Annotated in this window: 14 protein-coding genes; 6 read left to right on the top strand and 8 right to left on the bottom strand. The window is 59.8% G+C overall.

The window, feature by feature from the left end:
- Positions 1-25 precede the first annotated feature (25 nt).
- The 5 genes from AB4N80_RS19345 (at position 26) to AB4N80_RS19325 (ending at position 5,209) form a co-directional block, all read left to right on the top strand.
- Positions 26-1,033, top strand: coding sequence for a beta-ketoacyl synthase N-terminal-like domain-containing protein (locus AB4N80_RS19345; RefSeq protein WP_240998398.1), 1,008 nt, complete (start codon positions 26-28; stop codon positions 1,031-1,033).
- A complete protein-coding gene (locus tag AB4N80_RS19340) occupies positions 1,033-2,121 on the top strand; it encodes a PAAR-like domain-containing protein (RefSeq protein WP_122564835.1) in 1,089 nt (362 codons plus the stop codon). Before AB4N80_RS19345 ends, AB4N80_RS19340 begins: the two co-directional genes overlap by 1 nt.
- A gap of 9 nt (positions 2,122-2,130) precedes the next feature.
- Complete coding sequence (locus AB4N80_RS19335) at positions 2,131-3,039, top strand: hypothetical protein (protein ID WP_122564836.1); 909 nt, start codon at positions 2,131-2,133, stop codon at positions 3,037-3,039.
- A gap of 70 nt (positions 3,040-3,109) precedes the next feature.
- Positions 3,110-4,372, top strand: a complete 1,263-nt coding sequence (locus AB4N80_RS19330) for a TIGR02270 family protein (protein WP_354338997.1) — start codon at positions 3,110-3,112, stop codon at positions 4,370-4,372.
- 57 nt (positions 4,373-4,429) lie between these two features.
- Positions 4,430-5,209: an SDR family NAD(P)-dependent oxidoreductase gene (locus AB4N80_RS19325; protein WP_460078304.1), complete on the top strand. Its 780-nt coding sequence runs from the start codon at positions 4,430-4,432 to the stop codon at positions 5,207-5,209.
- 412 nt (positions 5,210-5,621) lie between these two features.
- Here AB4N80_RS19325 and AB4N80_RS19320 read toward each other — a convergent pair whose 3' ends face one another.
- The gene (locus AB4N80_RS19320) at positions 5,622-6,503 is read right to left on the bottom strand and encodes a LysR family transcriptional regulator (RefSeq protein ID WP_122564840.1); all 882 of its coding nucleotides are present in this window, start codon (positions 6,501-6,503) and stop codon (positions 5,622-5,624) included.
- Between the two features lie 153 nt (positions 6,504-6,656).
- On the opposite strand from AB4N80_RS19320, the gene AB4N80_RS19315 reads away from it, so the two are divergent.
- Positions 6,657-7,865, top strand: coding sequence for an MFS transporter (locus AB4N80_RS19315; protein ID WP_460078300.1), 1,209 nt, complete (start codon positions 6,657-6,659; stop codon positions 7,863-7,865).
- A gap of 20 nt (positions 7,866-7,885) precedes the next feature.
- Here AB4N80_RS19315 and AB4N80_RS19310 read toward each other — a convergent pair whose 3' ends face one another.
- The 7 genes from AB4N80_RS19310 to AB4N80_RS19280 are packed head-to-tail and all read right to left on the bottom strand — an operon-like array spanning position 7,886 to position 15,894.
- A complete protein-coding gene (locus AB4N80_RS19310) occupies positions 7,886-9,205 on the bottom strand; it encodes an MFS transporter (RefSeq protein ID WP_122564842.1) in 1,320 nt (439 codons plus the stop codon).
- Positions 9,202-10,443: an acetylornithine deacetylase gene (gene argE, locus AB4N80_RS19305; protein WP_460078297.1), complete on the bottom strand. Its 1,242-nt coding sequence runs from the start codon at positions 10,441-10,443 to the stop codon at positions 9,202-9,204. Before argE ends, AB4N80_RS19310 begins: the two co-directional genes overlap by 4 nt.
- A 23-nt stretch (positions 10,444-10,466) precedes the next feature.
- Complete coding sequence (locus AB4N80_RS19300; protein ID WP_122564843.1) at positions 10,467-11,414, bottom strand: EamA family transporter; 948 nt, start codon at positions 11,412-11,414, stop codon at positions 10,467-10,469.
- A gap of 46 nt (positions 11,415-11,460) precedes the next feature.
- Positions 11,461-12,744 (bottom strand): ATP-grasp domain-containing protein, encoded by a 1,284-nt coding sequence (locus AB4N80_RS19295; protein WP_122564844.1) that lies wholly within the window; start codon positions 12,742-12,744, stop codon positions 11,461-11,463.
- A 9-nt stretch (positions 12,745-12,753) separates the two neighbouring features.
- The gene (locus AB4N80_RS19290; RefSeq protein WP_122564845.1) at positions 12,754-13,611 is read right to left on the bottom strand and encodes a TauD/TfdA dioxygenase family protein; all 858 of its coding nucleotides are present in this window, start codon (positions 13,609-13,611) and stop codon (positions 12,754-12,756) included.
- Positions 13,602-14,771: an FAD-dependent oxidoreductase gene (locus tag AB4N80_RS19285; protein ID WP_122564846.1), complete on the bottom strand. Its 1,170-nt coding sequence runs from the start codon at positions 14,769-14,771 to the stop codon at positions 13,602-13,604. Before AB4N80_RS19285 ends, AB4N80_RS19290 begins: the two co-directional genes overlap by 10 nt.
- Before the next feature lies 1 nt (position 14,772).
- On the bottom strand, positions 14,773-15,894 hold the full coding sequence (locus tag AB4N80_RS19280) for a pyridoxal phosphate-dependent aminotransferase (RefSeq protein ID WP_122564847.1): 1,122 nt from the start codon (positions 15,892-15,894) through the stop codon (positions 14,773-14,775).
- Positions 15,895-15,904 lie beyond the last annotated feature (10 nt).

The raw sequence follows: 15,904 nt of genomic DNA, 5'->3' as shown, positions 1-15,904 counted from the left end.
CGCACTTTGCATCATCGGCTCCGGCATGGTCAGCGCTGTCGGCCTCAGCGCACCCGCGAGCTGCGCGGCGATCCGCTGCGCCATCGACAACTTCCAGGAAACCCGCTTCATCGACCAAGGTGGAGAATGGCTGATGGCCGCCAGCGTACCTCTGGAACAGCCCTGGCGCGGCCGCACCAAGCTGATCAAGATGGCCGCCCGCGCCATCACCGAAGCGTTACAGAGCACCCCCGGGGTCGACCCGGAAAAGACCCCGCTGCTGCTGGGGGTGGCCGAAGCCGAGCGTCCCGGCCGTCTGGATGGTCTCGATAAAAGACTGTTGCAGGACATCGAAGCTGAACTGGGCCTGCGCTTTCATCCGGACTCCAACATCATCGCCCGCGGCCGGGTCAGCGCCGCGGTGGCCCTGCTTAATGCACGTACGCTGATCTACCAGGGCGGCCATCGCCACGTGCTGGTCGCCGGCGTCGATTCGTTTCTGTGCGGACCAACCCTCGCTGCCTTCGAAGAACGCGAGCGTCTGCTGACCAGCGAGAACTCCAATGGTTTTATTCCCGGCGAAGGTGCTGCGGCCGTGGTACTGGCCGCCCCGGTTGCCAGCGCAACGCCGCAACTGGCTTGCATCGGCCTGGGGTTCGGCATGGAGAAGGCCACAGTGGAGGCCGAAGGCATTCCCCTGCGCGCCGAAGGCCTGACTCAAGCTGTGCGGGCGGCCCTGAGCGAAGCCGGCTGTGGGTTGGAGCAAATGGATTATCGGCTCACCGACATCTCCGGCGAGCAGTACTACTTCAAGGAAGCCTCCCTGGCCCTCAGCCGGACTCTACGGGTGCGCAAGGAGTTCTTCCATCTCTGGCACCCGGCCGACTGCATCGGCGAAGTCGGCGCCGCCATCGGCCCGGCCATGCTCGCTGTTGCGTTGGCCGCCAGTCGCAAGGGCTACGGCGAAGGTCCGAATATCTTCTGCCACCTCGGCAACGACGCCGGCGAACGCGCCGTCGCATTGCTCAGTTACCAGACTGTGAGGGCTGCGTAATGGCCAACCAGGTCTTTGCCAACAATATGGAGATTTCCTGCAAGGCGGCGGATGGTAAGTCGATCGCCTGCTTCCCGGATGTCTGCTTCACCCCGCCCCAGGCCCCGCCCACCCCGCTCGGTGTGCCCATCCCCTACCCCAATACCGGTATGGCGAAGGACACGGCCAAGGGAAGTCGGACGGTGAAGATCACCCGTAAAGAAGTCATGCTTAAAGACAGAAGTTACTTTAAGACCAGCTATGGCGACGAGGCTGGCTGTGCGCCGAAGAAGGGCGTAATCACCAGTAAGATCAAGGGCAAGGTGTACTTCACCTCCTGGTCGATGGATGTGAAGTTCGAAGGCCTGAACGTGGTGCGGAACATGGATCTGACCACACATAACCATGCATCGCTCCCCGGAAACACACCGACCTGGCCCTATTTGGACGAAACGGCCTTCGCCGACGATAGTGATCATGCCTGTGCCCCTCTGGCTAAAAAACTCAAGACCCACTGCGAAAAGCACGTTAAACGGACCAAGAAAGGCCAGGTAAAAAGGAAGTCATCAAAGGAAGCGATGTGTGCCGATCGTAAATGTAAGGCGGCGATGAAGTGTTCTCTATCACCCTATTCCCCCTCGAATTGCTGCGATGGGAAAACCCCCCATCATGTAATACCTAAGCACTGCATCCAGAAGCCTAATCAAGGAAACTCTTCCAACCCTGACGTATATATCGGCTGCGAGGGCTATAACTCCAAATTAGCCCCGTGTGTATGCGTATCTGGACATGACAAGAGCACCGGGCAGCACAAAAAAGTGCACGACATATTCGACAAGGCCGAGGATAAAAACCTCGTTAACGGCAAGGCTGGGACATGGACTTATGAAGCCGCAGCAAATAGCGGAGCAAAGGCGGTCAGCCAAGTATTACGATGCGACCCGAAATGTACACGGTCCCAGCTGGATGCTTATCACCAGCAGCCCAATAGAGCGACGGTTCCTCCGAAAGGTCCCAACATCAGCAATACCACGAATCTACGTGCCGACAGCAGCGGAAACAGGACCCCGGAAAACTTCTCAACAGTTGCCAGCGGCACATTTGGATAAGGAGCAACCATGACATCATCCAGGCATTATTTCATTGATGGATTCACTCCCACCAAGGGACTCCTGGGCGTAGTAGCCTTTCCATATGCACTCAAAGGCGAGGACACGGAGTACACCACGTTCTATACGACCGTCGACGGACAGTGGAGGCAGCAAAAATTCGACTTTGATAGCCGCTCAATCACCTATTTGACACGGGGTGAATATCGAGCATGGTGGATTCTCGGAAAGCGCGGAGAAGTGGTTGAGCTCAAACAGGGAACCCCCTCCTTTGAGTTGATCGCTGACGCAGGGACCGGCGGCGAGAAATTAGGTTACATGAACAAAATCACCGTTATCGACGGGGAACTACACGCCTGTGGCTATAGCCGGCAGGTGTATCGTCGAAGCAACGGAATCTGGGCGCATATGGACACGGGGCTGCTCTATACCGGCGCAGAAGATGGCATAAGCCTGGAATCCATGGCGGGCCATTCCAAAAGTGACATTCATGCCGTTGGCAATGCCGGTGAGATATGGTTTTTTGATGGCTCACTCTGGAGACAATGCGATAGTCCAACGAACGTCGATCTGAATGAAGTGGCGACGTTCGATCAGGACAAGTACATCGCATGTGGCGATGATGGAGTGGTATTAGTCGGATCCAAAGACTCTTGGAAAGTTATCCAGAATGATGAAATCGAAGGTGATCTATGGGGGGCTATTGCCTTTCAAGATGGACTTTATGTTGCCGGCTTCGAAGGGATAGGCGTCATAGATAACAATCAGGTGAAAAAACTCGCCATCCCCGGCGTGAGGAAAACGGATGGTTATCGCCTTCGGACGTGTGGCAATTATCTATGGTCGATTGGTAACGATCAGATAATGCGATTTGACGGGACTCACTGGGCAGAAATCATTTGCCCTGACAATATATGAAACCAGTTTGCGCATGCGAGGGTGAAATTATCGCCCCTACTCAGGGATGGCCCCTCGGAGTTATTCTGAATTGAACACCGAACTTTCGTTCCTAGTAGACCAACACGCCGAAGAAGCCAGCTTCCTCGCCGTCCTGCGCGACTATGCCCTGCGCGCCCCGCACTACGACATCGAGCACCTCGACAAACTCGATAACCGCCTCGACGCCCACCTCGACGGCTTGCGAATCGCAGCCCCTGGCGGCCTGGAAACGCTGCTGGCCCAGCTCGGCCCACACGCCATCGGAGAGATGTTCGCCTGCGTGGTACTGGCTTTCGAGGCAGCCAACGCCAAAGTGCTGTCTCGGCTCAGCGAGCATTTGCGCAGTGCCTTGGAAACCGAACGCGGCTACCTGATGGCTTTGGGGTGGCTCGACTGGGAACGGGTCGCGCCCTGGATCGAACGCATGCTCTCCTCCCCCGAGCCCCTGTTCCGCCGCCTCGGTCTCGCCGCCTGCGGCATGCATCGCCACGACCCAGGCCCCGCCCTGCTGGCCGGACTTTCCGATGCCGACCTCAGCGTGCTGGCACGTGCTGCGCGCACGACGGGCGAGCTGCGCCGGCGTGACCTGCTGCCGGCGCTTCGAGCCAACCGCCAGCATGAAGACGCCGCCACGCGCTTTTGGGCCAACTGGGCCGCCACCCAAATGGGCGATCAGCAGGCCTTGGAGCCTCTGCGCTCATTCGCCGAACAACAGGGTGAATTCCAGTACCGCGCGCTCTGTGTGTTGCTGGCCTGGCAGGAACGCGAGCCCAGCATCGCCTGGATACGCCAATGGGTACAAGATCCCAGGGATCGGCGCATCGGTATCCAGGCCCTTGGGCTGCTGGGCGATCCGGTCTGCGTGCCCTGGTTGATCCAGCAGATGAGTGACTTGCCCTTTGCCCGGGTCGCTGGCGAAGCCTTCAGCCTGATCACCGGCGCCGACCTGGCACTGCTCGACCTGGAATTGCAGACCCTGCCGGAGTTCGATGCGGGCCCGAACGACAATCCTGAAGATCCCAATGTTGCCATGGACCCCGATGAAAACCTGCCCTGGCCCGACCCGCAGGCAATCGAAAGCTGGTGGCAAGCCAATGGTGGACACTTCCAGGTGGGGACGCGTTATATGCTGGGACTGGCGCACAGCGAACACAGTTTTCAGCAAGCCCTTGTCCGCGGCCAGCAACGCCAACGCATCGCCGCCGCCTGCGGTCTCGCCCGCTTTCGACCCGACGAGGCGCTCTTCCCGACCAGCGCACCGGCCTGGCGGCAAAAGCGGTTATTGGGCATGACAGCGGTGTTCGGGCGTTGATCAGGGTGTATATATAGCGCGCCGACGCCGGCAATCAATTCCCCCTCTGGAGGCACCATGCCAAACGCAATAGGACAGAACCCCGTGGCACTCATCAGTGGGGTTGGAAGTGAGATCGGAATCGGCATGGCGATCGCGCGCAGGCTGGGCGCGGCGGGAGCCAGATTGATCATCACCGCCAGCAGTGCCCGCATCCTTGAGCGCGTCGCAGAACTGCGTGCCGAAGGGTTCGACGTCGAAGGGCGAGCCCTCGACCTTACCGATGAAAACCAGGTATGTGAGTTTATGCTGTGGGCAGAGTCCCTCTGGGGGCAGGTCGATATTCTGGTGAACAACGCGGGCATGGCGATGCAAGGCAGTCCGGAGTTTTTTTCCGACTTGGCGACCATGGACCTGCACACCTGGAACCTGACGCTGGCGCGAAATCTCACCACGGCCTTTCTTCTTACACGGGCGGTTCTGCCCGGCATGCGGGCACGCCGTTACGGGCGCATCGTCAACATCAGCTCCACGACCGGCACCCGCTGCAGTAACCCCGGTGAAGCGGCTTACAGCGCCGCGAAGGCTGCGATGGTCGGCATGAGCATGAGCCTGGCGCTGGAAGTCGCCCAGCAAGGCATCACTGTAAACAGCGTCGCGCCCGGCTGGATCACCACAGGGTCGACCACTGCCGAAGAAGCCAAGGCGGCCGGTCACACTCCGATGGGTCGGGCGGGACGTCCTGAAGAGGTGGCTGCACTGGTTGCTTTCCTTGCGTCTTCAGAAGCGAGCTACCTCACTGGCGAAGTCATCGTGGTGGATGGCGGAAACTGTCTGGTGGAGAACAAGGCCCCTTGATCTGAACGTGCGCCCCAGGCATTCGTCACGATTCGCGTCATAGGCCAGTAACCGTCCTCCAGGCGCCGCAGGAAAACCGGCACCATTTCACCCCAATGCGCGCTGATGACTTGCAAATTGGGGTGCTGGTCGAACACTCCCGCGAGCAACAATCCAGAGTAAGCGTCGGCTATGAAGCGTATCCAGTATCACAACTACGGCGGGCCGGAGGTGATGCGGCTAGCAGCCGACTTGCTCCCTGGCCAACCTATTTCCCCTGTGGGAGCGAGCTTGCTCGCGATGAGGGCCACCCATCCAACATCCCTGTAACTGAACCACCGCTATCGCGAGCAAGCTCGCTCCCACAGGGGGGCTGGGGTGGAGATGGATGTTGTGTCTGCTGAAGATTGAAGGTGGGACATATCCCAGTGAGTCACTTGAACAACTCGGTGCTCATGAAATCAATGAACACCCGCAGTTTCGGCGCCAGGTGTTTGCTTGAGGGCCAGAGCATGCGGAAGGTGCTCTGATGCCGATTGAAGTCGTCCAGGACGGTGACCAGTTCACCGGCAGCGATGGCCTCCCGCACAGTGAAATCCGGCACACAGGCGATCCCCAGCGCATCGTGCACAACGTGCAGCAACGCCTCGGTGGTGTTGCAGACCAGGGTCGCCGGCAGGTTGAGTTCCGGCTCTCCGTCCCCGTTTACCGGCCAGACTTGCATCCTGCCGGTACTGGGGAACTTGTACAGCAAGCAGGCATGACCCAGCAGGTCCGCCGGTGCGTGCGGGGTGCCGTGCTCGGCGAAGTACCGGGGCGAACCGACCACAACGAGCTTGAACGGGCCCAACGGCCGGGACATCAGTCGAGAGTCGTTCGGCTCACCCGTCCGAATGACCGCATCGAAACCCTCCTCGATGATGTCCACCAGCCTGTCGGAAAAATCCAGGTCCAGTTCGATACTGGGGTAGCGGCGCATGAAGGCAATCAGCGTCGGCATGACCAAATCCGCAACGAGGGGCAAACTCACACGCAGTTTGCCCCGTGGCGCCTTGCGGGTTTGCGACAGTTCCTGTTCGGCTGCTTCGACCTCGCAGAGAATGCGCCGGCAACGTTCAAGAAACAGCGTCCCTTCCGCCGTCAGCGTGATACTGCGTGTGCTGCGATGAAACAGCCGCACACCCAGCCGCGCCTCAAGCCGGGCGACGCTTTTGCCCACCGCCGAAGACGAAATACCCAGCGCCCTACCCGCCTCCGAAAAGCTGCGGGTTTCGGCCGCGCGCACAAAAAAATCAATCCCGCTCAGTGATTCCACGCCACGCTCCGATTGCGGACATTTTTTCCGATGTGTTGTGCACTCTAGCATTCTTGTCTCCACAAAGACGGGCACCTACCGTAGTCGACACTTATCAATCTGCGATTGACCACGTCGTTCCGACGGGTCAGGCGCGTTCCAGGCAGGTAACACATGACGATTGCCAACACCCATATCGACGCAGAGGCCGAGGTTGTTCAAGGTACTGCACCGCTCCCCATCGGTTCACTGTTTGCCCTCGCACTGGCGGCGTTCGTGACCATCCTCACCGAAGCCTTGCCCGCCGGTCTTCTTTCGCAGATCAGCGAAGGGCTGGCGATCTCCGAGGCCCTGGCCGGCCAGTTGGTAACGGTCTACGCGATAGGTTCCTTGCTGGCGGCTATTCCATTGACGGCCGCGACCCAAGGCATGCGGCGCAGACCGCTCTTGCTGCTGGCCATCGCCGGCTTCGCCGTTGCCAATACCGTTACGACACTGTCCACTCATTATGCTTTGACGATGGTCGCGCGCTTGCTGGGCGGCGTATCGGCCGGACTGCTGTGGGCCTTGCTGGCCGGTTATGCCGCCCGCATGGTGCCCGAGCACCAGAAAGGTCGAGCGATTGCGATCGCCATGGTGGGCGCACCCTTGGCGTTATCCCTGGGTGTACCGGCCGGCACGCTGCTCGGCAACCTGATCGGCTGGCGGATGAGTTTCGCCATCATGAGCCTGTTCGCCGTGGCCTTGATGGTCTGGATACGACTCAAGGTGCCTGACTTTCCCGGGCAAACCACCCACAAACGCCTTGCCTTGGGCCAGGTATTCAAGCTGCCGGGCGTGCGCTCGGTGTTGTTTGTGGTGCTGGCTTTTGTTCTGGCGCACAACATTCTCTTTACCTATATCGCTCCGTTTTTGACGGCGGTGGGCCTGGGCGAGCGGACGGATCTGGTCCTGCTGGTCTTTGGCGTCGCGTCGTTGCTGGGGATCTGGGTCGTCGGCGTGCTGATCGATCGCCATCTACGGGCGTTGACGCTGGCAGGCACGGTGCTCTTCGCCCTTTCGGCAATGATGCTGGGGGCGATGAGCGGCAGGCCTGTAGCGGTGTATATCGCCGTGGCCGCTTGGGGAGTTGCTTTCGGAGGGGCTGGGACACTGTTCCAGACGGCCATCGCCAAGACTGCGGCAGCGGCGGCGGATCTCGCCCAGTCGATGCTGGTCACGGCCTGGAACCTCGCCATTGCCGGCGGCGGGATCGTGGGAGGTGTCCTGCTCGATCACCTGGGGGTCGTTGCGTTTGCGCCTGTTCTGGTCGTTCTCCTGCTGCTGACGTTGGTGGTGGTGTGGTCTGCCAGCAAGTGCGGGTTTACACGAAGCCTTCAGTGACGATTGTTGGTCATCTTCGTTCAAGTCTCGTGCTCTGCAGTCAACCCAGGGTTAGCGCTTGCCCGGTATTTCGACAGGCTTACCCAGGCCAGCGGAATTGCGCTCAGGCAGGCTGCGGCAAACAACCAGTGCGCTGCCGCCAGAGCATCCCCGCTCTGTCGGTAGATCAGGGTAATCAGCGTCGGCGTGGAGCTGCCAAAGAGGGTCACCGACAAGGCGTAGGCCAGCGAGACCCCCAGGGCCCTGACTTGCACCGGAAACAGCTCGGCCAAGGCCGCCGAAGCCGGCCCCGTGTAAAGCACCATCAGCACTGCCAGCCCGCATTGGAAGCTGATCAACGTCTGGAGACTGGGGCTGTTGTTCAACCATACGAACCCTGGGTATACGCAGAGCGCGACCCCCATGGAACCGATGAGCATGACGGTATAGCGCCCGATACGGTCCGATAGCAGTGCGGTCAAGGGACACAATAGTGTGATGAGGCCTACCAGCACCAACCCCAGGTAGGCCTCGTTGCGCGGAAGCTCAAGCACCATCGATGCATAGGTCGGCATGAAATTGATCAATTGTGTCGCAACAGTCCAGAGGACGACGATCAACACCCCCATCACGAGGTTGGGCAGGTAGGGGCGCAGGCTTGTCCCCTTTCCTGGCAGTGCTTGATTAGCCTGGTCATCGAGAAAGCGGCGCAGCGGCTCGCTTTCCTCAAGGCTGCGGCGAATCTTCAGACCGGCGACCACGACCAGCAGCCCAAAGACATAGGGCACGCGCCAGCCCCACTCATCCAACTGGGCTGGCGTCAACGCGCTCGACAACAGACTCGCACTTAAACCGCATAGCAGGAATGATCCGGCTTGCGCCACTTGTTGGCTGGAAGCAAATAGACCACGGCGGTCGGCAGGTGCCGTTTCGACAAGATAGGCCAACGCGCCACCAATCTCCCCGCCTGCTGCAACCCCCTGCAATATGCGCGCGACGACAATGCTCAGCGGTGCCCACCAACCAATGGCCTGATAGGTCGGGCAGACCGCAATGATCAGGGTTCCGGCGCCCATCAGCATGATGGACAGGGTCAGCGCGGCCTTGCGTCCCCGGCGATCGGCATAGCGCCCCATCAACAGCGCCCCCAACGGTCGGGCAACGAAGCCGACCGCGAGCGCCAGGTAGGAAGCGAGCAACGACATCAATGGGTCGGAAGCCGGAAAGAACGCCGCCGCGATCTGCAAGGCAAAGATTGCAAACAGGGTGAAGTCGAACCATTCCAGCGCGGCGCCCACACTCACCGCCAGCACCAGCTTTCTGCGCTCGCGCCCCTGGTTATCCAGGGCGGTAGCGCTCATTGCTCACCCCCGGCGGGAAGTGGAGGCAATGGCTCACAACACGCCAGGCGGCGCAGGAACTGCTCACAGGCCTCAAGCTGAGCCAGTTCCACATACTCGTTTGCCTTGTGCGCTTGCTTGATACTTCCTGGGCCGCAGACGATCGTGGGAATCCCAGCGGCCTGGAACAACCCGGCCTCGGTGCTGTACGCCACTCGCTGTCGGCCATGGGTCATTGAACTCGCCTCGCGAACCCACTGCGCGAATGCCTGATTGCCCTTCTCATCCAGCCCCGGGGTATGCAGCGTGTGGAAAAACTCAATGGACGCCCCCGCAGCGCGATCATTCATCTCACTGTGCATGGCCTGGCTGGCGTCCTCCTTGATCTGTACCAACAGCTGCTCGGCATCGCACCCGGGCAGGTAGCGAATCTCGAAGTCAAAATTGCATTGGCCAGGAATGACATTGCCTGCCACACCGCCGTTGACCCGGCAGACCTGAACGGTGGTGTACGGGACATCAAACCCACTGTCCAGCGGCCCCTTTGCCAGCCGTCTGGCCACCTGCTGAAGCTGCATCTGTACTCGCGCGGCATAGTCGATCGCGTTGACCCCCTCGCTGGGCAACGATGAGTGCGCCACCTTGCCATGGACACAGCAATTGATTTCATGACGCCCTTTGTGGCCGATCACCAACGCCATTGAAGTCGGCTCGCCGACAATACAACCGGCGGGTTCCAACTGCGCCTGCGTGATAAATGGGGCCAGGTGTTTCGCCCCCATCGCGCCCACCTCTTCGTCATAGGACAGGGCCAGGTGAAAGCTTTGCCGTGCAGACGCCATCAGCTCTGGAACCATCGCCAGCACCACGGCGATAAACCCCTTCATATCCGAACTGCCACGACCGTACAGCCGCCCATGGTCCAGGTGGGCGCTGAACGGATCCTGCGCCCAGGCTTGGCCCGCTACGGGCACCACGTCGGTATGTCCGGACAGGATGATGCCGCCGGGGCGCGGCGGGCCAAGACTGGCAAACAGGTTCGCCTTGCGCCCGGAGACGTCCGGCAGAATTTGGGCCTGCACCCCGACGCCATGCAGGTACCCGCTCACCCATTCGATAAGGTCCAAATTGGAGCGGTCGCTGACCGAAGGGAAACCAATCAAGGTGCGTGCGATCTCCAACGTGCGTGCCAGCACGCTGCGGCCGTCATTCGAGCAAGCGTCTGCCGCCCCCTGCGCAAAGGCCAAGGAAAGAGTCATGGGATGCTCCAGCAAACAGAAGTCTATTTTTGAAGGGCGACCGGCATAGGCCCTGAATGAACAACGCGCCTGTCTCGCGAAAACCAGACGTTGGACAACAACACCGCCACGCACACCAGCGTAACCAGGACTGGCACCCAGGGGCTATGCCAGGTGGAGAGTACGAACTCGGCCGCCAAGGCAATGACCGGCACGCACGGCGTGAGAATGGACACCCGCCCGCCTCCCAAATGCTGAATGGCAAACTGCAGGGTGAACACCGGAATCAGCACGCTGACAAACGCCAGCTGGATCAATTGACCGAGCATGGCGGTATCAAGCGTGAGCAATTGGTGCAAGTTTTCCCGGCCGACCCAGCCCGTGACAATCAATAGCAGGAAGAACCTGACACACAGAATATCCATGGCGCTGTACTTGCTGTCACGGTTCAGTCGAGCCGAGCAGAACACATAGATCCCACCGGTGATCCCGGCGACAGTGGCCAGGGCAATGCCCTCATGCAAGTTGACAAGACTGACCTGGGCCGTGACTCCAAGCGCGAGGCGCATAAGGACCAGGGCCATCAGCGACAACAGGATCAGCAGCGCGCCCAACCACCGGGAACGACTGACTGCGGACCTCGCCACCAGCATTTCACAAACCACCACCACCAGCGGCATCCAGCCCTGATAGATGGCCGATTCCACTGAAGCCTCGATACGCTGCAACGCCATGAACATCAGCCACCAACTGAACAGTGTCAGCACATTGAGCAGCAGCACGCCTCGCCACTCCTCGCGCAGTAGCCGAAACGGGTCATGACCCCGCAAGGTATGCACCAGGAAAAATACCGCCCAGGCCATCAGGAAGGTGATGAATGTCAGCGCCGCCCCACTGATACGGGTGAACGCCACCATGACCCAGACGGCCGAGAGCGCCGTCGAGATGCAGTAGACCGCCATGCTGACGGCACCGAGTATTCCTGTCTTCATGCCTGCTCCTTGAGAAGAACCTGTTGCTTGCCGCCCGCGGAATTGATCAAGCGGTTCCCGGCTCCAGCACTTCCACCTGGGTTGGCACGTAGTGCTGCAAGGCTTCGAAGTCGGCGCGGAGCACCTTTGGATCTGCGTTATACAAAGTCAGGATGCCCGCGGTATCGGCCAGGGACCGGGAATCCACCACCATTCCGGGGGCGACCCGCCAGTCGATGCTGTAAGTACTGGAAATGGGGGGTTCGTTGAGCTGGCTGATCCGACCTTTGCGCAAGGGCAACAAGGCGGACACCACGTTGTTCTTCTCGTTGGGCTTGATGTCATCAAGCGCTGCGGCCCCGGCGACGAGGTAGAGATTGGCGTCGATCAGGTTGATATCGCTGTTTTTCTCGTGGTACGGCACCCCGATACCGCCAGGCACGCGTGCGGCAATTTCCAGGAACACCGGATAACCGCGCTTGCGGTCCACGAAGACCTCGTGGTGCGTCGAACCGTTGCGAAAATTCAGGGCTGCAATCACATCCCGGTTGAAGGCTTCCAGGGTCGCCTTGAGCGTGGGATCGGCTACGGGAATCACGCTCAAGGGCTTGCCCTGGACAAAGTCGAAGTTGGTGCAGCCCAGTTCCAAGACCCCGCAGTAGCGGATTTGACCGTCAACCACAAACGAATCGCACTGGAACATGTCACCGTCGATGAACTCGTCCACCTCATAATCAAAATGATACGGTGAGGCTAGCACTTGTTCTCGGGCCTTGATGAATTCGGCCTCGTTGCGAATGATCGACACCTCGAAACTGCCCGCTGCGTTCACCGGTTTCAGGACCAGGGGCAAGCCCAATCGCGCCGTCAGCTCGGCGTAGTAAGCCTGCGGCTCAGCCGATAGCCGTACGTGATCCAGGGGCACGAACTCGGGAATGCGTATTCCCTTTTCGCTGACGGCGTGTTTCATCAGCACCTTGTCGCGAAAGTTCGCCACGATCGCCTGTGTATCGCCCTCTAATCCGAACTCCTCGCGCAATTGTGCCGCCAGCTCAACGTGGCACTCTTCCTGGCAGAAAATACGCAATGACGAAGTATTGCCCTGCACGGCTCGCAACTCATCGCTGATGATGCTTCGACATTGGTCATGATCCAGCAACGGGCGAATGTTGCGCTGCAGGTCGGCATCGACGCGTGCAATCTGCGAGACGTTGCGCTCGAGTGTGGGCGGCAGGACATCGGCATGATAGGCGATCAGTACTGTCCGGCATTCTCGACCCAGCGTCCGCAGCGCCTTCTCGGAGGCGAAGTTAAGGTAATGGGGCGTCAGGAAAACGATGGTCTTGATCATGGTAATGCCTCACTGGAAGTCGACGTTCATGCGATAAAGAAGGCGCGCATCGGCGCCCCCTTCACTTTTGGGGATTGGCGGACCTTTATGCAGCGTTGAGAGGTTGTCCCAGATCACGATGTCGCCTGGGCGGTAGGCATGCCGATATCGCGGCGCGTTCTGGACAAGGAAGTCGACCAGACTGTCGAGAATGCGCTGGGACAGTGCTGGCGTTACCCCTTCTATTTGCATGGCCGTGGCGGCCGGTGCATAAAGCGACGTCGTGGCGGCGAGTGGGTGTTTGAACACCAAGGGGTGAACCACGGTGTCTTCCAGTGCGCCAGCCTCCTGGGGATTGAGTTGTTGCACCGCAGCGTCGGCATTGCGCAGTGTGTCGCGATTGCCGAACCGATGGTGAATCCGCAGGTTTTCCAGGTCTAGGCCCTTCAGGTGCTGCGGGCAATCTGGACTATCCAGCCACTGGCGAACTTGATGCAGGCCTGCGACACAATCGATGAATTGAGTCTCACCGTGTTGGTCCGGTACACGTACCGACAGCAGTGACGTGAACACCGTGTTCGCCGATTTGTACGACATGTCGGTGTGCCAATACCCTCCTCCCTCATGCACACCCAAGGCCTGGCCGTCCCGATAGAGATTGGTCACGGTCAGCACTTCCCGATAGTCCTCGAGGCAGTACTTGGCCAACACATGATGCACAGGTGCCCCCAGCCTGCGCATCAACTGCACATAGGGGGCAACGCTGACGTCCTGGTTGGCGATGACCAGCACCTTGGCCCCGGCGATGGTCTGTTTGAGCTCCGCTGGCGACTGCCCGAGCACATCGCCAAGGTCCAGGCGCAGCGGCTGGAACATCCTCACGCCCATGACCGCAGTCCTTCTTGCAGTGATGTTGTGGCACTCATTTCTGCTGCTGCGGGCACCATCGTGTTGATCGATGCATAACCTGAAGCTGCGCCCGCGAAATACAGGCCGGCGACAGGGCTTTTCCCATCCTGGTGGCAGGTAAAGCCGGTTTGCGGGTTGAGCAGTTGTGGCCAGTCGGTAGCGGGGAGTTGTGCGGTGACGCCGATGGCCGACACCAGGCATTGGTCCTTCGCCAACACATCCAAGTGCAACTCATACCCCTCGGATGCCTGGGCAGCGACCAGCCGGCCCGACTCTTGAGCCTTGCGACAAGAAGCCTGGAGCAACGAATTGCCATTGAGCGACGCCGGAAGGTCCAAGACGACCTTGTCGCCGTCCTGGCGAATGCGGCTGTAGGCATGCAGCCAGATATTGGCCCGGCCCGTGCTATTGGCGCTGTTGAGCGGCCCTTGAAAGGAACTGGACGAAGTCTTGGCAATCATTTCCAACGTGCGCTGGCTCAGGGACCTGAGGGCAAAACGATCATCGGTCTCTTGGGGATACAGCCCCAGGTAGGATTTGATCAGGATGGACACATTGCGGGCGAACGGGGCAAGCAGTAGTGCGATCTGAAACGCACTGTTACCGCTGCCAAAGATGACCACATCCTGCTGCAGGAAACGGAGGCCCTGCCCCCGCGCAACCATTTGATAGACATCAAAGCAGTTCAACCAACGGGCATTGGGCATTTCGAAGGGCGGCGCCTTCGGGCGAATCCCGGTTGCCAGGATAATCTGCCGCGCGCGCAAGGAATGACTCTGGGAGCCCGGGGCCAGGCTCACCTCGAACACCCCCTGCACCTTGCTTACGGTGACCACCCGTTGCTGGATCTTGGCCAGAGGCAAGGCTTCGAAGTTGCTACGGATATAGGCTGCGTATTCCTCACCGGTGGGGCTGACGCACAACTTGCGCATGAATCGATGCAAGGGATAGGGAGCGCCTTCAATCTCCAGCTCATTGCAGTATGACTGCAATGGATGATCTCCCATCATGCCCATGCACCCCCCGAATACATCGCTGATGACCGCGACTTTCAGGCCCAGGTCGATCAGCCGGATACACTCGCTAAGCCCTGCGGGACCGCCGCCTACGACAATGACGTCGAACACTTGCTGCTCCATTTCAAAAATCCTCCAGGCGGGCACAGGCTTGATCAACAATGGGTTTGGCTACCGAGAAAGAAAACCGGACATAGGTGGGGCACTGCCCCAGGTAGAAGGGCGTCGCAGGCAATGGCATGACCCCGCAACGCATGGCCAAGTGTTGACTGAACTCAACCGGAGACAATGAAGGCGCCTGCCGTGAATAGTCGGCCATGATGTAATGGCCGCCCGCCGGTAACCGGATATCCAACCCGGCAGCCATCAGCGCACCTGCCAGGCGATCACGTTTGTGCTTGTAGTGCTCACGCAAGCTATCAAGTCGCCCGACGGTCAATTCATCAAGCAAAACAGCAACGGCGGCCTGTATGGGGGTGGGTTGGCAATAGCTCAGGTACAGGTGGTGGGCGTAGGCTCGCTCCATGAAGGTTGCCTGCGCGCATAACCAGCCGATCCGGACTCCCGTCATGGACAACAACTTTGAAGCGCTGCCCGCCACCATCATGGGAATCTGCTGGTGGGGGTACTGTGCCGGGGCGTCGGTGTCGTACTGATAGTGACGATAGGCTTCGTCGACAATCACCATGAAGTCATGGTTTTTTGCCAACGCCACCAAGTGCTGCCAATCATCCGCGGACATGCACCACCCGGTCGGGTTGTGGGGCGTATTGAGCAGCAATATGCGAACACCAGCACGCAATTGCCGCTCGAACATTGCCCAGTCGGGGCCGATCGACGCCCCCACCGACAACGGTAGTGCAACAAACTCCAACCCCAGCAACGTGGCCATTCCTGGGTAATAGGGATAAAAGGGTTCAAAAAAGGCGACCCTGCTGCCGTATTGCGTGGACGCGGCATACAGGGCCAAGTACAAGGCCTCGGTACAGCCGCTGGTCACCAGCACTTCGCTGTCGGGCGCATAGCCGGCACTGTGGGCCGCAATGCTTTCGCGCAAAATCATTTCGCCGCGAGGGTCGGCGTACTGCCAGCCCGACCGTACCTGGCGGGCCAACGCCGCATTCATGGCATTGTCAAACAGGGGTTCAGGAAGTCCTTGCGACAGGTTCAACGCCCCCGAGGATGCTGCATAGGCACTGGCATCCCTGAAGGGCGCCACTCGACCAATCAATGTCAAATCATCCATGACTTCCCGC

It is taken from the genome of Pseudomonas sp. H3_A02, from assembly GCF_054671965.1.
This window is presented reverse-complemented; position numbering and strand designations above follow the sequence as displayed.